At 65.1% G+C, this 20,416-nt stretch carries 11 protein-coding genes; 3 read left to right on the forward strand and 8 right to left on the reverse strand.

Annotated features, from left to right (window positions below):
• Positions 1-3: 3 nt before the first annotated feature.
• The 3 genes from queE (at position 4) to QSG27_RS05705 (ending at position 1,984) form a co-directional block, all read left to right on the forward strand.
• Positions 4-636 carry a 7-carboxy-7-deazaguanine synthase gene (gene queE, locus QSG27_RS05695; protein ID WP_306704162.1) on the forward strand — a complete coding sequence of 211 codons (633 nt, stop codon included), beginning with the start codon at positions 4-6 and terminating at the stop codon, positions 634-636.
• Positions 637-736: 100 nt separating this feature from the next.
• On the forward strand, positions 737-1,444 hold the full coding sequence (gene queC, locus QSG27_RS05700; protein WP_306704163.1) for a 7-cyano-7-deazaguanine synthase QueC: 708 nt from the start codon (positions 737-739) through the stop codon (positions 1,442-1,444).
• On the forward strand, positions 1,445-1,984 hold the full coding sequence (locus QSG27_RS05705; protein ID WP_306704164.1) for a 6-pyruvoyl trahydropterin synthase family protein: 540 nt from the start codon (positions 1,445-1,447) through the stop codon (positions 1,982-1,984). It begins immediately after the preceding gene.
• Between the two features lie 158 nt (positions 1,985-2,142).
• On the opposite strand, the gene dpdD is transcribed toward QSG27_RS05705, so the two are convergent.
• The 8 genes from dpdD to dpdE are packed head-to-tail and all read right to left on the reverse strand — an operon-like array spanning position 2,143 to position 20,039.
• The gene (dpdD, locus tag QSG27_RS05710; protein WP_306704165.1) at positions 2,143-4,398 is read right to left on the reverse strand and encodes a protein DpdD; all 2,256 of its coding nucleotides are present in this window, start codon (positions 4,396-4,398) and stop codon (positions 2,143-2,145) included.
• Positions 4,395-4,934 (reverse strand): phospholipase D-like domain-containing protein DpdK, encoded by a 540-nt coding sequence (gene dpdK, locus QSG27_RS05715; protein WP_306704166.1) that lies wholly within the window; start codon positions 4,932-4,934, stop codon positions 4,395-4,397. Before dpdK ends, dpdD begins: the two co-directional genes overlap by 4 nt.
• Positions 4,931-9,481, reverse strand: a complete 4,551-nt coding sequence (gene dpdJ, locus QSG27_RS05720) for a protein DpdJ (protein ID WP_306704167.1) — start codon at positions 9,479-9,481, stop codon at positions 4,931-4,933. The genes dpdK and dpdJ overlap by 4 nt, the downstream gene beginning before the upstream one ends.
• Positions 9,478-10,206 carry a hypothetical protein gene (locus QSG27_RS05725; protein WP_306704168.1) on the reverse strand — a complete coding sequence of 243 codons (729 nt, stop codon included), beginning with the start codon at positions 10,204-10,206 and terminating at the stop codon, positions 9,478-9,480. Before QSG27_RS05725 ends, dpdJ begins: the two co-directional genes overlap by 4 nt.
• Positions 10,203-13,331 (reverse strand): protein DpdH, encoded by a 3,129-nt coding sequence (dpdH, locus tag QSG27_RS05730; RefSeq protein WP_306704169.1) that lies wholly within the window; start codon positions 13,329-13,331, stop codon positions 10,203-10,205. The genes QSG27_RS05725 and dpdH overlap by 4 nt, the downstream gene beginning before the upstream one ends.
• Positions 13,328-14,230, reverse strand: a complete 903-nt coding sequence (gene dpdG, locus QSG27_RS05735) for a protein DpdG (protein ID WP_306704170.1) — start codon at positions 14,228-14,230, stop codon at positions 13,328-13,330. The genes dpdH and dpdG overlap by 4 nt, the downstream gene beginning before the upstream one ends.
• Positions 14,227-16,800 carry a protein DpdF gene (gene dpdF / locus QSG27_RS05740; RefSeq protein WP_306704171.1) on the reverse strand — a complete coding sequence of 858 codons (2,574 nt, stop codon included), beginning with the start codon at positions 16,798-16,800 and terminating at the stop codon, positions 14,227-14,229. The genes dpdG and dpdF overlap by 4 nt, the downstream gene beginning before the upstream one ends.
• The gene (gene dpdE, locus QSG27_RS05745) at positions 16,800-20,039 is read right to left on the reverse strand and encodes a protein DpdE (protein WP_306704172.1); all 3,240 of its coding nucleotides are present in this window, start codon (positions 20,037-20,039) and stop codon (positions 16,800-16,802) included. The genes dpdF and dpdE overlap by 1 nt, the downstream gene beginning before the upstream one ends.
• Positions 20,040-20,416 lie beyond the last annotated feature (377 nt).

The raw sequence follows: 20,416 nt of genomic DNA on the forward strand, positions 1-20,416 counted from the left end.
CCCATGGCCTACAGCGTGAAGGAGATGTTCAAGACGCTCCAGGGCGAGGGTGCGCAGACCGGCAGAGCGGCCGTGTTCTGCCGCTTCGCCGGCTGCAACCTGTGGAGCGGCCGGGAGCAGGACCGGACCTCGGCCGCCTGCCGGTTCTGCGACACGGACTTCGTCGGCACCGACGGCGAGGGCGGCGGCAGGTTCGCCAATGCCGCGGCCCTGGCCGCGGCAATCGCCCAAGCCTGGGGCGTAGGGCGGGCCCACCGCTACGTGGTCTTCACCGGCGGAGAGCCCCTGCTCCAGCTAGACGCGGCTCTGGTGGAGGCTATGCACGGCGAGGGCTTCGAGGTAGCGGTGGAGACCAACGGCACGCTGGAGCCGCCCTCGGGCGTGGACTGGGTCTGCGTGAGCCCGAAGGCGGGCACGGAGTGGGTGCTGCGGGCTGGGCACGAGCTGAAGCTGGTCTACCCGCAGCCTGCGCTCCTGCCGGACGGCCTGGAGGGGCTCGGCTTCCGCCACTTCTGGCTCCAGCCCATGGACGGGCCCGACCGAGCCCGCAACACTGACGCTGCGGTCACCTACTGCCGCGAACACCCGCGCTGGCGCCTCAGCTTGCAGACCCACAAGTTCATCGGGATCCCGTGATGTTTGGGCTCGCCAAGCAGTTCCGCTTTGACGCGTTCCACACGGTGATCTACCGCGACAGCAGCAGCGGCACCTACTTCGGACAACAGGAAGATCCGCGATGACAAACAAGGCGCTGGTCCTTTTCTCCGGCGGCCAGGACTCGGCCACCTGCCTCGCCTGGGCGCTGGAGCGCTTCGACCACGTGGAGACGGTGGGCTTCGACTACGGGCAGCGCCACCGTGTGGAACTGGAGTGCCGCACGCGGTTCCGCGAGGCGCTGACAACAGCCTTTCCAAGGTGGGGGGCAAAGCTCGGAGCCGACCACATGCTCGACCTCGCGGTGCTGGGCCAGGTGAGCGAAACCGCGCTGACCAGCGACGCCGAGATCCGCATGCAGGCGGACGGCCTGCCCAACACCTTCGTGCCCGGGCGCAACCTCCTGTTCTTCACCTTCGCGGCCACCCTCGCCTACCGCCGCGGGCTGAGGCATCTGGTCGGCGGCATGTGCGAGACAGACTACTCGGGCTATCCGGACTGTCGGGACGATACATTGAAGGCGCTGCAGGTCGCCTTGAATCTCGGCATGGACAGCCGCTTGGTGTTGCACACGCCTTTGATGTGGGTGGACAAGGCCGGCACCTGGAGGATGGCGGAGGATCTCGGTGGCGGAGCGCTGGTGCGCCTCGTCGCCGAGGAGACGCACACTTGCTACAAGGGTGACCGCGCCACTCGCCACCCCTGGGGCTACGGCTGCGGCGACTGCCCGGCCTGCCACCTGCGGTCAGGCGGCTGGGAGCGGTACGAGATCGGCGAAGGGTTGGCATAAGTGAGCGAAGGTTTCACCATAACCCGGCAGATCGGGATCGACGCTGGGCATCGCATCCCCGATCACGGGTCCAAGTGCCGGCACCTCCACGGCCACCGCTACGTGGTGGAGGCCACTTGCCGCCCAGTCGACGGCACACTGCAGGCCGCTGGCGAGGAGAACGGCATGGTGCTCGATTTTGGGTTCCTAAAGGAGGAGATGATGGCACACGTCGACGCGCCTTGCGACCACGGCCTGATCCTCTCGTTCCATGATGAGGAGGTGCTGGCGATGCTGGCACCGCCGGGCATCGACACCGGGGCTTGGCTGGAAGAGCTACGGGGCACGGTCTGTGCCCAGGGCTACGCCGCAACCGAGGAGACGCGTCTCGGCCAGAAGCTCTACGTCATCCCCTTCCCGCCCACGGCCGAGTGCCTCGCGCGGCATTGGTACGAGCGGCTGGACCCGGCTGTCTCAGCCCGCAGCCGCGGCAAGGCCGAACTGGTCAAGGTCACGGTCTGGGAGACGCCGAACTGCCGGGCGGACTATGGCGTAGGTTGAAACCACCGTCCCAGTATGGAGCGCGTGGCGATCCGGTCCTCGACCGCGCGGTCCACAAACGTTGTTTCGCCCCTCCCCATTGATGGTAATCCTGGACGAGGCAGTTCTCGATGCGGGGCACCCCCGATTTCGGATCGCACCACAACGTCGGCCCTCAGTTACGTCAGGTTGTCCAGTACCGCGCGAAGGATGCTGGCGGTTCCCTTGCCTGCCGCCATGACGGGTGCCCGGCCAGCCATCGCGTCCTTAATGCAGTAGAACGCTTGGTGGCTGCTGCTCCTCCAAGCGAAGACGAAGATATCGGCAGCCTTGGCGAGGCTGGTCAGCCGCGCGGTCGCCACAGTGTCAGAGTTCATCTGGACACTGGCGCCAGGGAACATCTTTTCCAAGGCCTGCTTGGCGCGCGTGCCGGCAGCCTCCGCCAGCGTGTAGATCACGATCGTTTTGCCCGCCAAGTCTTGGGCCGGCCTTTCCGCCTCTCTGTCGCCGACGAGCCTCATGGTTTCCAGGGAACCGGGGTCAACCCCGAAGTCGCGGCAGAGGAACTCGAGCGGAAGGGTGTCCTGCAGCTTCAGGCGGTGCGCGAAGCTCTTTGCTTGGCCGACCAATCCGAGGAAGAACCGAAGGCGCGCCTCACGGGCGTCAGCTGACGGCGCCGGAGCGATGACCAGCATCTCGCAGACGTCCAGACCCCATGCGAGATGGGCGTAGGAGCTGACCCGCTCCTGCACGTCCTCCAAGTCCCGCAGAAGAGACTGGTACTCTTTCGAAGAGATGCCGATTGCCAGAAGGTGGCCGAGAAGCATCGAGAGCAGTTCGAGGTCAATGCCCGACAAGGCCTCGTCCAACACGACGAGGTCGAACAGGAGGGACAGGACGGCCTTGTTGTGGTCGCTGCCCCCCTGTCCCTGCGGGAAGAACGCGTTGTAGATCGCGGGCACCGCCCGGCGCGCCGCCAAGGCAGCTTCACCGGAGAGGTTTCCGAGGAGGGTGGCGAAGTGGCGGGACAGCACTTCGTCTCGCCCAAACGCCGTCACGTCCCAAGTCGCGGCTTCCTCCAACACGGAGGTCAACGCGTGGGTGTCTTGTCCGTCCCGCAGGGCCTCCGCCCACGCGACCCACCCGGTCACCCTGGTGTGGCCCGACGTGCTGCCCCCGTTCCCCTTGGTCGCACGGAGCGTCTGAAGCTTCTCGCGGACCGGTTCTGCCAATCCTTGGAGCAGTGTGGGGGCGGCGGAATCAATCTTGCCGAGGAGCCGGGTGCGGGCCTCGTCCGTCCCGATCAGGAGCGCGCAGGAGACGAGGCGCTGGACAGAGCGCCTGTCCATGGGCAGGCTCAGGAAGAGGGCGAAGGCGCGGTCGAAGTTGCCGTCGTCGAAGGCTTCTTCGGCAGCGGTTGCGTCGGCCTCCGCGTCGACCGGGGTGCCGGCCCCAGTGGCCAGCCCGCTGAACAGGGGGAAAGCCGGGTCGTCCTGCGGCAGCAGTTCCAGCAGTTCGGCCAGAACCCCCGCGCTCGGCCGTGGCTGGCAGCGTTCGAACAGCAGGAAGGCCTTGACGACCTGCGGCGTCTTTATGCCGCGGCGAGAGGCGAGGAGGCGCGGGTACGCCTTAGCAATCCGCTGCTCAAAGGCCGGGAGCAGGGAAGCGGCATCTCCAGCCAGCTCGATGTCCTCAAGATAGGTCCGGTAGAGTGCCTCGATGATGTCCGAAAGCGTCTGCGGGGGTACCGGGAGGTCGGCAAGCGTCCTGACGAGCCAATGGTCGCGCGCGATCTGCGGCCAGAAGCCGAGGCCAGCCTTGAGCCGGACGTCGAGGTACCTGAGGTTCTCTTCATTGAGCCGTCCCGTGTCGCGCATCTCCGCGACCAACGCTTCGGCACGCGGGCCGTCCTTCACCAGCAACGCGCGCTCGAAGTCCGCGCGGATGGCGCCGACCGGCCGGAGGGCGCTCCTGGTCGTGACGGGACGTCGTCCGGTCAATGCGGCATAAGCGGCGATGCGTTTCGCGATCCTAGCGTTGGCGGCTTGGTCAGTGCCGGAGAAGCGGTAAACGGTGCTGCCAAAGCGCCGGCGCATGGCCGCCGCCGCGGGATCGTTGGCGTCATCTGCCATGGCCGGCGGGTAGGCTAGGTAGCTTGGGCCGAGCCAAGCCGTGAGGTCCGCCTCGAGATCCGGGCCGCCCCCCGGTTTGCATGCAGTCGCATACCAAGCGACCGTCGATCCATTCTGGACGAAGGGAAGGATGACGGCCGTTTGTGCACGCTCTTCGCGGAGCGATCGCAGCCAAGGGAGCACTTGATCAAGCATCGCCTGTGGCGCTGTCCGGTCCACTAAACTGTCCCAGTCGAGCTCATTGGGTGGCGAGAAGAAGGCGCGGAGCCAAATGGCGTTCACGGGGTCAAGGTCGCTGATCATCGTTCCGTCTCGGCATAGGACTCAAAGTTGAGACGCGCTTCCGCCAACGTCTTGGCCGTCGTGTCGTACACCACCATTTCGTCGTTCAACTCGAGGCCGTTGTTGGTCAGGTTCATGGAGCCCGTGAGCAGGCCTCGCTTGAGCAGCACTCCCTTGGTATGCAAGTGCTGGCGTTGGACGACCAGCAGCCGGTCCGAGACACCAGCCTCATCCGCGGCTTCCTCGAGCATGACGATGAAAGCCTCATTGTGCTCGTCCAGGCTGGTCGCGATTCCGAGCGGCGTGCCGCGAGCCATAAGGCTGGTCGCGACCTCGACCAAGCGGACTTGGCGACTCCCCCATTCCGGGTTGACCGAGCCAAACCCGCCCGCCCTGTTGTCGAGCAGTATGAAGTTGCTGATCCAGGGGCTGACCAGCCAAGCCCGTTCACCGCCGGGGGCCAGAAGCTCGCCAAGGAGCATGAGTTGGAGGAGTTCCCGGATCAGGTTCTGGCTTGTCACCGCACTCTTAAAAATACGACGCGTCTCGAAGGTCATTGGAGCGCCTCCGCGATGTCGACGTCAACGTGGTAGGTATCGCCTGACCGGCGCACGGCCTGCACCCGCGCGAAGACGGAGAGGTAGCCGACCTGGACGGGGTTGGTTGCCAGGAAGTTGAGCGCATCGGCGATCCGTCCGGACAATGCCATCGGACAGGCAAGCGTCACTGAGCCCGCCTCGGCAAGACGTGCGAGGCATTGGGCCGGCCACTCCTCATCCTCAAGGGTGACCGTAACCTGCTCCTCCGCTAGGTGTCGGGCGAGCAGCAGCGGTTCGGGGAGCGGTAGATCGGTGTAGGGCGAGTAGAGATGGAGGCCTGCTTGCCGGATCTGCGCGCCGCGCGGCCAGAGCAGGCCATAAATGACCCCGAAACGCCACTGGTCGGGATTGATGGTCGGCGTGTCGATACCGGCGAAGGCCAGCGCGGCGTCGATGTCGGCCCGTCGCGAGGTCCGGTACGCGACCACACGCGCGTCGAGTTCCACACCGAGGCGTTGCTCCTCGGCTGACCAGTGGCGCATGACATTAAGGAAGAAGGCGTCGCTTTCCCGGCTTGAACCCGGCCTCAGCACGCGGTTGAGGAGGGCGACCATAAACGCGTGATAGGTGGCGAACCCCTCGGCAGCCAGCGTATCGCGAAGCATCGCGAGGGCGCGGTGGCTTTCCGCCGCGCCGCAGGCAGAGCGGAAGGCCTCGGCAGCTGTCGCGAGGTCGCCGGCAGGGTTCTCGTGGACGACCTCTTGGAGGAACCGTTGCAGCTGGTGATCGCTGAGGGCGAAATCGTTGTCACGCAGCGCTGCGGTCATCAGGCTGAAGAAGCGGCGTGGGTCCTCGACGTATTGCCGCAGCACCTCTTCGATTTGGCCGTTTCCGCCAGGCGCGTTCTCGCTAATCCAGATCTCTGCGGGGGCTTGGCCTGCGAGGACGTCGTCCAGTTCGCGGGGGCCGGCGTCCAGGTCGACAACCAAGCCTGCGGCATCGATCTCGGGGCAGAGGCTGAGGATGGCGTTGAGGGCGGCCGCGGCAATCGTCGCCGCAAAACGCTCCCGCAACCATGGCTCCCAATCCGCTCCTATGGGCGACCACAGAATTCTTGCGAGGTCGAACAGTCCGGCGCGGACCACCGGGTCGGCGATATGTGCGGCGAGGTCCTGCCGGAGCCTGTCCTGCGTGTTGCCCTGGCCTGTGGGGTCATCGACGACCGGCGACTGGAAGAGGATGTCCAGCGTCTCGCCAAGCCCGATTTCAGCGAGACCGTTCTCGAGCCGGGCTGCCGCTTCGTCCATGCCGACGGTGCTTGCCATGGCCTCGTTGCTGATCGCGGCCAGCAGCAGGTGGGCGAGCCATTCGCGGGCGAAGCGGTTGTCGACGGCCGCGAGAAAGGGGCCGATCACCGCTTGGTCCTGGAAACGCGCGGTGCGAACGGCCCGCTTGAGAAGGTCGCCTTCCAGACTGGGATCCGACCAGAGGGCATCAGGAAACCGGAGGCGCAGACAGAGGGCGTCAACACCGAGGCTGAACCCCAATGCCGCGTCCCCCTGACGCATTTCGAAGCTGAACTCCTTCCTGCAGGACGTCCCGTCCAGGCGGCGGATCTCTGCGTCGCTGCCGACCGCCATGCGCCGCGCCTCGACGGGGCTGGAGTTCTGGTGCGTGTGGAACCGGACCTCCGCGACGTGGCGCGCCCAGGGGCAGCCACTTGGCGGCGACAAGATGAGCCCCTCCTGGCGCGCGACCACCTGGGACCGCCACAGGAGACGGGCGTTCGAGGTGTCGGTGACCGTGGAGGGCGGTTGCTGGACCGAGAGCGCGCGCGGCCGGTAGACAGGAAGGCGCACGGCTTGGCTCCCCGCACGGACCTGCCAGTCACCGAGGTGGTCCGCCTGCACGTAAGGCTCGAGCGCGAACCGCTGTGCACGGTCTGGTCCGAGTTGCGGACAGATCCAGTGCCTTTCGAGTGCATGGCTAATCCCGTACCGGCGCGAGACGCGCCCCGGCGCGTATTCCCGCATCGCCTGGGCGATTGGCATAGCGACGCGCTCGGGCGTCGCTATGCCCGACTGCCCTAGCACGATCTCGACCTCTGGTAGGTTCAACTCGCTGAAGAGGTTGGCAGGCGCAAATTCGGGCAAGGGCGAGTTGCGCACTTGGTAGTCCGCGCCTGTGTCCCCGAAAGCGTGCCACTCCGTTTCCAGGCGGCGCAAGGCGGTTGGCAGGACTTCGGTCAGGAGGGGTCTCGGGCGGTCCCAGAGCAGCACCTCGACCTCGTCGCGGTCGAGGTGGAGCGACTTGCAAAGATAGTCGGCGTAACGCTCCAAGTGAGCTTCGTCCGTGAGGATCCCGCGCAACAGTTCGGCCAGCTTTGCCTGGCGGCCCCGCTGCCTCGCGTGGGTCGCTGGACCACAGAGGTTTGTCCAGACGCTGCCGAGTTCGGTCCTGCCCATAAACAGGCTCAAATAGTCAAGGGTCGCGTAGACAGCCTGGATCCGTTTGACGTATCGGTTTCCGATTGGGAGCGTGCGCGCCGGCACCTCTGGGTCGAACAGCAGGTCGTAGCCCTGATATGCGACACGGTCGCGGCCGTAATCGGAAAGGACCACCACCGTCCAGGGGCGCATCCCGCGCGACCGGCCGGCGCGTCCTTTGCGCTGTAGGAACTGTGCGACGTCATTGGGCGCCTTGTGCTGGATCACGCCGCCGACGAGGGGGTCGTTGAAACCGACCTCGAGCGACGCGGTGGCGACGATGATGTCCAGGTTGCTGCCGACGCCGGGATCCATAGACATGACGCGCCCGACCGCCTTCCGGTCGTTAGGCTGGAGAGAGTGCCCAATGTCTACGGCCGCCTGCCAATCCTGCCCATGAAGCTTTCGATGTTCGCTCGCCATGGGGGAACGCAGGATGGCCAAGCCCCCGTTCGGGTGTCGCCTCTGGTCGACGCGCCCATTGCTCTGCCGGCCCTCTGCGTCGAGCATGGCGAAGTACATGCGGTTGATGACGTCGAGGTTGTCCGCGAACAGAAAGAGGCGTTCGCCGTATATGCCGCCGCTCTTGCGGGCGCCGGGCGCGTCCAGCATGCGGGACAGGAGCATCGACGCCTGGATGGTGGTCGAGAGCAGGGCGGTCCGTGAGACCGGGTCGCCGCGCAACGCGAGCAGGTACTCAGCTCCCTCGGCGACCATGTCCCGGGAACGCGGCGCGATCTCCTTGGCTGCCTGCCAGCCCAGCCCCGTGAGGCGTGCGAAGAACCTCTCGCCGTCGGCCAGCGTTGCCGACAGCCCCACGAAGGCGACCGGGCTGCGCAGCATCCTGCGCCAACGCCGGAGGAGGAAGGCGACCTGCGCTCCGGGTGCCCCTGAATAGGTATGCACCTCGTCGAGCAGCATCATCTCGACCGCGCGACTGCGCCGTTCTCCCAACCCGAAGAGGTGCCGCATGCGGTTGTCGCCCATGCGCTGGTTCAGCATCTCGGTGGTGGTGAAGAGAATGTCTGGGCACTCGCGTTCGAGGCGCTGCCGCGTGAGAATAACTTCGTCACTCTCGATTGCGGCGCCGCATGCCAGGCACACAAGCCGTTCCGTTTCGGCCGAGCGGTCTTGGCTGCGCCACAGCATTTCGCCGTCGCAGTCACCGTCGGGACAGCGGAGATAGTCGCAGATCAGCCCTCCCGCGTGGCGACGCCAACCGGCACGCTCCTCGGCGTCGGCGGCATTGTAAGGGGTCGGGCCGAAGAGGGTGCCGATCAGAATCTTCCGGCAGTTCTTGATGGCAAGTTCCGCGTCAAGACGACGGGCTTGGCCGTACACCTCTGCGAACTGGTCCTTGAGCAGTTCGTTGCGCGGGTAGACGGCTAGAACCTTGACCCAGTGGCTACCAGGGGGGTCGCGGCGGATGTGCGAAGCGATACGGGAGAGGGCCGGAAGGTAGAAGGCCAGAGTTTTGCCGCTGCCGGTCCCAGCACTGACCAGGGTGCCGATCGAGCGAGGCTGCTCGAAACCGGAAAGGATGCGGGTGGCGGCATCTACCTGGAACTTGGCGAGCTTAAACTTGTGTCCGTAGCTGTCGATCAGCGCCGATAACGCCTCGCGCGCAAAGGTGTCGGGCGTCGCCATCTGGATACGGCTGCGGGCGTCGTCGGCCGACACCTCGCGACGGGGATAGCGCCGGCGCCGCCAACTGAAGCGGAAGTCAGCGACGAGCGTCGGCGCGACCTGCCAGCCGATGGCGCCGCTATGCTTCGGGAAAAGTTGGCGAAGCCTGAAGAACAGGCGCACAGCCTCCGCCATCCTAGATCGGTACCGGGGCTCCCCGATCCGGCCGACGTCGAACAGGAGAGCCCGCTCCCTCAGGGCGCCAACAACCTCGGCAACGCTGACGAAACTTAGACCGTTGGCATAGGTCGGGTCGTCGAGCAGAGGGTCGACGAGATCGCTCACCTCGCCCGCCGTCAGGAACCCGTCCACCAATCCCCAGGCGAGAAGGCGCGCCTCGCGCTGTTCGATTCCCTCGAGGGCTGCGAGGAGGAGTTTTTCATCCGCGTTCATATGCGGTCCGCCGATCTGATGCGGTAGCCGTCCGTGCCGCCATTCTCGTGGAGCCACTCCAGCACCGCGGGCGTCAGCAGGCCGAGCGGTGCCCCGCTCACAGATTGCACGGCTTCGAGAAATGACTTCACCTCGGCTGGCACGTTGAAATCGAAGACCCGGGCGGCGACCTCGAGTTCTCCGCCGAGCCTGCGGGCGCGCTCGATCGCCGCCCTGTCTGCGGGCAAGGAATCAAACGCGATCTTGAACTGACGATAAAGGGCTTCGTAAACCCTGAGTGCCTCGGTGTTGGCTTTTGTCTTGGCAAGCTTCGTTTCGATGGCCCCAGGGGTCTCACCGGCGAAGACTACCGACCGATGTCCCTTCCACGCAGCCATAACGGTGTTGGCGAGGTCTCGGCCGGCAGTGTCGATCTGCTCGAGCATTGTCCGCCACGCCTGCCCCTTCTTGAGCGTGGCCGCACGGGGGACGGCAGAGAACTTGGCCTGGATGTCCAAGGCTTTTTTGCGTACTTCCGTAAGGCTGGCGGGTTCCGGGACTACGATGGCGGCCTCCCCCAGAAGCTTCCCTTTTTCCAGCTGAGGGACAAGCCGCGCGGCGCGTACCGCGAGATCGGCCCGAAGGCCCTCGAGCTCGGACGCCTCGGCGACGTCGGCGCCCGTCTGGTGCAGTCGGTTAAGCCGTTCGCGGAGAGCCGCGACCCGTGCCGGCAGTGCCGTGTTCATTGTGCCGCCCCTTCATAGGCTGCTTCGCCCGCGACGGTCACGAGTAAGCCCCTGATCTCTGCGGCAAGGCCAAGGGGGTCGACCTGCCCCCGGTTGGCCTCCTCCCGGGCGACCGCCGCCTCGGTGGCCGCCACCAAATCGGTGGCAAGCTGCAGGAACGTCATGGTGCGGCCGATCAGTCCGACGTCGAGTGCACCCAAGGCATTGAGAACCTTCGGGAGTTGCTCGCGGTCGGCCTCGACGATGATCTTGGCCTTGCCGACGAGATCCTTGATCGCACTGCTCTGGAATTCAACCAGTTGCCGCTCGAAGTCACGGATCGGCGTTTTCAAGGCGACCGGCGTACCCGTCGCGCCGATCAGGCGGACGACCTCCTGGAGGTCGGCAACAAAGGTCGTCTTGTCGAAGCCCTCGTCAACATAGGCGCCGATCTCGGCAGTGAACCCCTTCAGCTTGGCCACGACGCCCGTGATCTGGCCCCAGAGCCGTGCCTCGGAGATCGGGCGCACGAAAATCTTGACCTCGTCGGGCAACTGCTCGCTGCCCATCTTCGCCGCTTCCTCGTCGCCAAGCACGTCGAGGAGGCGCACAATGTCGACCGCGAACGGGGTCTTGCCAGTTCCTTGGAAACAGGCCACACGCTCGAGCACCTCCGCTTGGAGCCTCTCGCGTCCAGGCTTCCCCTCAATGGTGGCGCTGGCGTTCGTTCGCAATCGGTCCCAATTATCATCGAAGCCCTGTCCCGCCATGGTCCCGGATGTCGAGAAGAGTGCCTTCAGCACGCTCTCGGGGCTGGATAGGCGTATAGCGGGCTCCAGCCCCATGATCCGTGCCTGCGTGACGAGGGCGCGCCCGAGACCGGCAACCAGCGCTTCCGTGGCCTTGACGAGCAGGGGCACGAGTTGGGCGACGAGGCGGTCGACGATCATGGCGCTCGCGACGTAGTCGTCGTCAGCCTCGGGGTAGGACCAACGCCGATTGTTCAGCACGTAGCGGAACGCCCCGAGCAGGCCTGCCCGGACCGACCCGTCTTCGTCCTTGGCATCCTTGCACACGGCGATGCGGCTGTTCACGTTGCCGCGCGCCTGGGGTATCTCAATCCAGCCCGGAGGCAAGTCGATGGGGCGGATGCGAAGGCTTGGCCAGTCCACGGCGTCCCGGACCATGTCCATGAGTGCCTTGCGGAGTTCGTTCGCGTCCTTCTGCTCGAGCTGGCTCCCCCCAGACCACTTCTCAAGCTTGTAGCGCATGTCTGCGACCTTGGGGTCCTCGGATTGGACCTGTGGCACGTGCGTCAGGACAGGCGTCAGGTAAGTCAGGGACGATAGGTTGTCGGTGGTGCCGGCTCCCCCTTCCCGCGGGCTGAGATCATCGGGACTTTTTTCGGGAACGAAATCGATGTTGGCGATCTCGGCCGGTGTCGGCAGGTGGAATGCCGTGAAGACCTGCGGGTGGATGTAGGCGATCATTGCGGGATCGGCCGGGTTGCCGCCCCAAACCGCGAGGAGGCTCGAAAGCCGGCGGGCGATGGGTTCCGGCTGGTGCGCTTGCTTAATCCAGCCGGCGAGGCTCGCGTTCGGCCGGAAACTCTGGAACTCACCGGGCGGGAACCCGTGCGCCTCGAAGCTGTCGCGCATGAGGAGCGTAGTCCGCAGGATCTCGTTGATGACGCGGCGCGGGTTGAGCTCCAACCGCCCGCCCTTTTCCAGGTGGCGGGCGGTAAGGAGGTGTATTGCATCGCGATTAAACGGAAAGAGTGCGTCGCCCCTATTGCTGTACCCGAACGCGGCAACGGCCGCACTCCCGGCCTCGTCGAGGGCCTCGTCGCGCCATGACGGCAGCCACCCGGTGAGCGATCTCTCGTCTCCGTGGCGCTGGAAGTGCCGGCGAAGGTCGTCGGTGCCCCACCGCGCCGCGTTGAGGTAGGCGCCCACCATCTCGACCACAGCCGCCTTGATCTCCTCGTCGCTTTGCTGCCGGCCGCCGACCACCCACTCGCGGCGCGCGCGCGTCAGGATCGTGTCCCGGAAACTAAGGTAACCATCGGTGAGCGCCAGCGCAGTGCGCATGGTCGCCCGTACCTTCCTTCCTTCGTACTCCCCTTCCTGGATGCAGACCTTGAGCAGCACCTCCTGGATGCCCGCAAGGGCCGCAAAGTCTTCGACGAGCAGTACGAGGTCCTTTCCGTCTTTGAGCAGCGTCTCCCGGACCGCAAGGATGATGTCCTGAAGCGTGATGCCGCCCGTACTCTGCTCGAGTTGGAAGACGTTGCCGATCGCGGGGTCGATCGCACTGTTCAGCAACTCGATCACCGGCTGCAGACGCTCCGGTCCCACCGAGGAGATGTTCCGCACGTAGTACTGTCTGACCCTCTCGGCCGCCTGGTCAAGGGGGGCTCCATCAGGGAGGCGGAGGTCGGCTGTTGTGAAACGCGAGAGGCTATCCTCCTCGTCCGCATCGCCGTCACGGCCGTTCAGCGCCCGCGCGACGACCCGGGAAAGGACGTTGTCCATGAAATGCTTCTCGAGCGCGGCATCGGTGAAGAGCCGGGGGAGGTCGCCGGCATGGGCGATCAGCGCCTTGAGATGCGCCCGATCGGGATGCTCCCGGAACTCGGCCAGCATCTGTTCGCGCCGTGCTCTCAACGCATTCTCAAGGTGGGCCCTGAAGGTAACGACGGCATCCGTGACGTTGACCTCGGCGACCGCGCGCGAAAGGTCTTGCCGCGGCTTCGCGTAGCGCGGGTCGTCCTTGAGCGGATCAAGGATGAGCTCGACCACCTTGCGCAGGCTGGCGCTCTTCGGAATGCGGATGATGTGGAACCGGTCGCGCATCGCCGAACGCTGCAACTGCGCGTCGAGCCAACGGATAACGTGCGACTTGCCAGCGCCCGACACGCCTGTGACGGGGACGAGGAGGTAGCCGCCGGGCACGTCTTCGGAGGTGAACGCGTCGAGCAGGTCCTGCTCGGTCGCTGGCGTCTCGGCCCCGTTACCCTCGGCGCGCTTCACTAGGGGCGTAGGCTGGTGGACCGCGAGCAGGACCGAGACGTCGGCGGTTTCGGCCTCGTTCTTGATGCAGGCGTTGACCGCATCGGCCTTGGGCCAGTAGCTCGCGGGCATCATTCCCCCTTATCGTCGAGAATACGGCGGACATGCGTCATGCGCCGCCACCGCCGCTGGTTCGCGCCAACCAGGGACACACCGTCCTCGGTGTCGCTTCGCTGTTCAGCCGCGACCAGGCCTTCATGGTCAAGGCGTTTGATCGCTCGCGAGAAGGAGGTCGAGAGCATCCCGTCGGGCGGCGGCGTCCAGCTTGGCCCCGTCAGGGTGCCCTCTACCTGACGTCGGTACGCGCCGCTATCGAAGACCGGCAGCGCCTGAGCCACGCGGTCCACGAAAACCCGCGCAGGAAGCACGCGCTCGTCGCCGAAGATGTCCGGCAGCGCCTCCCGCAATGCGTGGGTCGGGTCCACTGTCACCTGTGGCCCGCCCCGCGCAAATCCAAGATAGATCATCCAGGTTCGCAGGCCGTTCCACCGCGTGTCGTTCTGAAGCATGCATCTGGATTTGTCGGCCACTTGTTTGGCTTCAAGGGCCTGGATTTTGCTGTGTGATCCCGTGTCGAGTGTGTAGACGTCCTGGGCCAGGATCCAGGACAAGCCGCGGCTCAGGTCCGCGCTCTTGTTTTCTTCGGCCTCCCAGAACCGAAGGTTGTTCTCAGGTGCGAGCGCGATCATGCGCATGACCTTCGGGAGGCGCCGTTCCGCGATGTCGGGTGCCTTCCCCAGTTCTGCGCGGTAGGGCTCGCGCAAAGTAACCATTGCGCCTTCGGCGGCGAAGAGGCCCAGTTCCGTCCAACGGTTGAGGGTTCGGGTGAGTTGCGCGGGATCAATCGCGTCGACGCCGAACCCACATGAGAGAAGAAGTTCATCACGCGGCCTGGGACCGAAACGGACGAGCGCGCGGACCAAGACCACAGCGACATTGAATAGCCCGTCGCTCGGCATGTTGAGGATGCTCATCGGCGTGCCCCGGCTTTGAACTGGTCGAATGAGAGGACGTTGGTCCCAGTCTCGGCCAGTCGCCGGCCCGGGTGATGGGGATCGGGTACCGCTGGGGGCACCAGGATGACGTGCAGTGGCCTCTCCAGCAGGAGGAGGTGCTCGGGCACCGGACCTGAGGCAAGGAGCGAGGCGCGGGCGACGCGGTATGCGGTGAGGCCCGTGGCCACCTCCTCGTCGGTCGATTGCACGAAGAGGATGCCATCGCGGGCGTTCCGGTGGAGGAGTGTCAATCCCTCGAGGCCGCGCATGGCGTCGGGGACCGCGATCTCCCGAATGCCAAAGGTCGACACGAGGTCCGCGAGGATTGCGACGACCTCCGCCGCTTCCAATGTACCCGGCAGCGGCAGCAAAACCGGGGCGGCGGCGTCAAGGTGGGGGAACCGTTCCTGGAACAGGCGGGTGTCACAGGGTTCCACGCCCTCGATGCCGAACGAGGCCGGCTCGGCGTAGCGGACGTTGGGCCCGTCCCTCCTGCGGTCGACCGAGCAGCCGCCACAGGCGCGCGACACCACAACGGTACGGCGTGGTGCGTGGCTCGTATAGAGTTCATGGAGCAGGTCGGAGACCTCGGCCGCGCCACTGAGCAGCCTGTCCAAAAGGCCGCGGCCGGCCTCGGCGGCCTTGAACGAGCGTTCGCGCTCGGCGCTGATACGCACGTCAAACGCGTCCCGGTTACGATGGGTAACCTCGGAGACTTGGACGACCGCACGCGTGAAATATCGGGCCCAGTACAGATCGGCACGCAGTCCATAGGCCGCCTCGGCCTCACCCTCCTGCCGCGCAAGCGTTTCAGGTGGGAGCGACCGCAGTTCGAGCATGTTTGCACGAGCCATCATGATCAGCGTGCGCATGTTCCAAGCGGCATTGTAGTCGGTCTCGCGGTTGAGCCGGGGCGGAACAACGCTGAGGTTGACCTCGAGCAGGGTGCCCATCAGGTCGAGCGCCCTAGCACTGCCCGACATTGCCGACCATCGCTCAAACCCGAGTTCCTCGCTGATGAGAGAAGGAGCGGCCAGATTATCGGCGATCTCCCGGTCCACGGCGGAGTAGATCAGCAAGGAGGCGGACGCGCGACCGTCACGGCCACCGCGCCCAACCTCCTGGTAGAAACGGTCGAGCGTCTCTGGGACCGTCGCGTGGATCACGGTACGGACATCGCGCTTGTCGATGCCGACGCCGAAGGCCGATGTCGCCACGATGATGTCGAGACTGTTCCGCGCCCATTGGTCGACGATTCGCCGACGGTCAGCGTCGTTGGTTTCGCCATGGAAGCACTCGGACCGCGCAAAGCCGGCACGACGCAAGCGGGTCAGCCAATCACGGGCGTCGTCCCGCTTCGTCACATAGAGGATGCAGGGGCGTGGCGCGTGCCGAACGGCCTCCAGGATCTTCGCTGCCTTCGCGTCCTCGTCGTCCTCCCTGTGCGTCCAATACTGCGGTTCCGGACGCAGGTGGATCGAGGAGACCATTTGGACGGTCTCGGCTGGGCCGAACAGTGTGTCGAACGTAGCGACGGTGTCAGGCGCCAGGGTGGCAGACATCAACACGGTCTTGAACGGTACCGCCCCGCATGCGCCCAGCAAGCCCCGCCGAACGCCTGCGAGCATCTGGAATGCGGGCCGGAAGCCATCACCCCACTGGCTGACGAGGTGCGCCTCGTCGATGACGAGATAGGCGAGCAATCCGTCCCGCGCCGCGTCGTAGAGCGCCGGGAGCAACGCTCCGGTCACACCCTCCGGGGAGGAATAGAGGATGCCTTGCGTCCCTTGACGGATCGCCGACTTCACGGCGGATCGCTCGTCGTCGGTCAACCCCGCATGCCAAGCAAGCGTTGGAATCTCAAGGCGCGGATGTCGGTCCTTCAGTAGGCTTTCCATCTGCCGCGCTTGATCGAGCGCGAGTGCGGTCGTCGGCACGACGCAGATGGTGAGCGGGCCTTCCAGGCCCCGCGTCAGCACGGGTGCCTGAACCACGAAGCTCTTGCCCGACCCTGTAGGGAGGGAGACGACAAGTGTCTCGCCGGGCGGCAAGAGGAAAGCGCTACGCACCGCCTCGCGCTGGCCCGCGGACATGTAGGTGGTGAAACCGCTTGCCTCTGCGAGGAAGGGGTCGATCGCACGGCGCCGGTCGATGCGGACGTCGCGTTCCGCGAAAGCGTCCTCGAAAAGGGGTGTGTCCTCGGCGTCCATCCACGCAGGCGCCCAGGCAACCGCTTCGATCAGGTATCGTGCGACGGCGACTGACTGCGCGCGGACGCCGAAACGGGCCCAGTCGTCGCGGGAGGGCCAGTCCCCATCCGCCGGGACCCGCAGGCGGGCCGTCGCGCCTGTTTGGAGGGTACGGCGGCGAAGGGCATGCCGGAGGAGCGACATCAAGTCGGAGAAACGCGCGGGCCTCCCCAATGCCTGCGCTTGGAACAGGATTTGCCGGATCCTATCGAATACGCCGTCGGCGCCGCGCGCCGGCACCGGCGTGAGCGGCCAACCCTCAAGGACGTCGTGCAGCGTCTCGAAGTCGAGCGACGCCATCAGTCCCGCCCGTCCACCGTGGCGGTTGCTGCCGCGTCACCGCACACAAAACTTGCGACAACCGCGTCCACCATGATTGACGGCGAGGCGATCCCCTGGCTGAGCGCTGCCGAGAGATCGCGCTCGAGTGCCCAATCCGCTTGGTCGGTGGGTAGTCCTCGCCGATCTGCGCGAGCGTGCAAATGTCCAAGGCGCTCCTGGTCAACACGATTGGACCGCAACAGTGCCCCCTTGATAAGATCGCGGAACGTGGGTAGGTCGCCCAGCACCTCTTCGGCGCGCCTGCGCGCCGCTTGGCAGGTGGCCGGCCAATCCGTCAGTTGCGGCAGGCCCAGCTGCGCGATGTTCCGCCAACGACTGGGGTTGAGGTTGTAATCCCGACCGCCCTGGGGCTGCGCTTCGGGGCGATAGGGAAGTACCAGCCTCGCCAAATCAGCTTCGTCCGTGACTGGCTCGAGTTCCTGGTCAAGCCATATTGTCTGGAAAGTTGGCGGAAGGGCCATGTCTCCTCTCCGCTTGATTGCAGCCTGCGCCGAATCGCTCAACTTCCCGGCGCCCGCCAAGACGGCACGCGCGCAAGTGAGGTCTGGCTCGACGATGAAGTCGAAGCGGAAGTACAAGTGTGCGGTTCCCTCGGTCCGGAGGCCGGGAAAGAAGCGCCAGAATGCCGTCGACCGCCCACGGTCGTCGTCCTGTGTAAGGTTCCACATACCGGTGATGAAAGGGTCGCCGTACCGCAGGAGGCGGGCATGGGCGGCTCTGCCCTCCCGGCTGAGTGCGGTCTTGCGCCGATAGGTCAGCGGGACAGTCTTCAACACGCGCCCGCGCTTGCCCATCGCCGCCTTGTCGATCGACGTCGCGCAGCGTTCATAGAAGGTTTCAAGCGGCACCAGCGTATGTGGCTGGTGCGTTATGTACCTATAGGAGAACGGATCAGCCTCGGCTCCAGAACGGCCCATGTCCGCTTGGCCGTCGACACGGCTGAACTGGAGGTTGAACTCGATCCACGCGGAGGCGGCGTGGTCGAGCTCACGCCAATCGTCATCCACTTCTGCAAGCGCGTCCAGCGTGTCAACCGGCGGGGCGCCCAGCGCATCCAAGGCATCCTGCTGGTCGAGGTTGCGGATCTCACGCTCGATAGTGCCGTCCTCACCCGCGCTCGACTGGGTAAGGTCGGTGACCGCTTCGGCGCCCTCGCGGAACAACGCTCCGCAGAGGCCGCGGGTTGTCTCCTCAATGAGGTATTGGAGGCTGGCGACCGAACGGTCGAACACCCGCAGGGCACGATCGAGATAGTCCACCCAAGCGGTCTCGAACGGGTTGTCGCGGCAGACTAGGACAAGCGAGCGGACGGCGTCTCCAGAGCCGTAGCGGTCGGCGCGCCCAAGTCGCTGCTCCACGCGATTCGGATTGAGGGGCAGATCGTAATGGACGACCGTCTTACGGCCGCCCTGCAAATTTAGCCCCTCCTCGGCCCGGCGGTCGCAGACGAGGAGGGGGCGTCCGGTGTCGCTGTTGAAGGCGAGCCAGTCTTCCTTGTCAGGATCATGACGGTCCACGGGGACGCCGAGCCGTTTATGGAGCAGCGCAGCCAGGGCATTCGCGGTTTCGCTTTCCGAGCAGAAGACCACGAATTGCTGCTTCGGCCTGAGATTTTTCTTCAGCGCCTCGACTAGGGCATCCGCGCGAGCATCGAATGCCTCACGCCCGGACAGCCGGCGATTGATCGTCGCAAACCTCTCGATGTCGCCGACCAAGTCCGCACGCCGCGCCAAACCGCCGACCGTCCCGCCCCCTGAGCAGGCATACTCCGCGATACGGTCCAGGACCTGGAGGAAAGCCGTCCCCCGCTCCACGTGCGCGCCACTGTCGTCGGCCGCCGTCGACTCGTCGAACCGCCATGCCTCCGCCGCTTCACAGGCCCTTGCAGTCGCGGGACATCCATATTCAATGCGGGTCGCGCCCGATCGGCCGGGCGTCAAGCCGACGATGGTACGACGCCGGTGTCTTAAGATGCGGCGGTGGAGGCGATAGATCTCGCCCACATGCGCGCGGACCCGCCCGATTGCCGCGACGAGGTCCGGGTCGTCCTCTGAGGGCAGGCGGTTCGCGATCTCCCGTAGGGCGGTGACATGCTCCTGGAGCAATCGGTCGTCCGCAAACAAGGCTGTGAGTTCGTCCAGCGTGGGGTCAAGGTAGAGAACATTCTCGGGGGCCAACCCAGCGACGATGCCCGCGAGCACTTGCCGGTTCTCGATGCGGCGGCGGAGTCCAGCCTCGTCGCCCAATGGGTAAGTGTCGGGGTCCAGGAGGTGGAGTATCTCAAGAAAACCGCGCTCGTTATGGATCGCGGGCGTCGCCGAGAGCAATAACACGCGTTCGATGTCCGGCGCCGCGGCGGCGACGTCCGCATATAGCGCCCCCTCAGGCCCCGCGGGCTTGCCTGTCAGGTGGTGCGCTTCGTCGATGACCAGCATAGACGCGCCGCGGAGCAGGGACTTGATGCGTTCATGGCCGCTGAGTGGCAGCACGTGGATGAGCTTGTCCAAGCAATGGCCAAGGAAAAACTTGGATACGAGTTCAGTACGCCACTGGGCTTCCAGCGCGTCTGGTACTATCACCACGATCATCCCGTGGCCGCCGAAGTCGAGGACGCATTGCCGGATTAAGACGCCGGCTTCGACCGTCTTGCCGAGCCCCACCTCATCCGCTAGCAGGTATCGCTGCACAGGATCCTGTAGGACACGGCGGACTACCTCGATCTGATGTGCCTCGAGTTCCACGGCAGAGGAAGCGAGCGCGGACATACCCATCGTCACGGCGCGCTGGGCCATGATCGAGCGGACGAACCCGCTACGCCCATCGGCGAAATGCGGCGTTTCGTTGATCCGGCTAGCAAGGAAGGGCGTTGGATCAGTGATTGGGCGCGCCCAGCGGACGAACACCTCACTGGCAGGCAGCAGACGGTCTGAGCCGTTCGGAAATCTAACGTGCAGGCGATCTTCCAAATCCTCTAGAAGTCGTCCGATCTCCCAAGCTCCAGTTCTTGGATTGAAATAGTAAAGGCGCGTCTGCCCGGGAAGCGTAAACGGCTCAATCTCGCTAGTATGGTAGGTGTGTAATATTCCGTCTGCAAACGGCGCGTCAAAATACTCGACTGTGCAGGATTGCCCATGCTGATGGATGAGCTTCCCAATGCCGAGCGAAGCATTTTCACCGATGCGGGCTTTTACAAACACAGACTTCTCCCACGCCGTCGTTTTGCACGAAATGGCTGCCTCAGAACATTGCGAGATTACCCAATCCGCTGTGGTATTCATATACGTGCAGGTTGGGCAAGAACTGCGCCGGTAGCCCGGTTCCTGCATCGGAGCGCATCCAAACCGATTGAGTAATCACATTTCTCATCATCGCTCGGCAAAATTGCCACTTTATATCCGCTCTAGTAGCATGTCTCAATGCAACTTGCAATCGGCGCGGTGAGTGCCTGACGTGGTGTAGCGTCGATCGGAACTGGCTCGGTTCAATAAATATCGATTGACGTGAGTACAAGGTGCTGAGTGATGCCAAAAACATTCTCCCTCCGTGGTCTTCCTGGTCTGCGAGCAAGCCTGCG

Source organism: Azospirillum isscasi (assembly GCF_030849505.1).
In the GTDB taxonomy this organism is placed as follows: Bacteria; Pseudomonadota; Alphaproteobacteria; order Azospirillales; family Azospirillaceae; genus Azospirillum; species Azospirillum isscasi.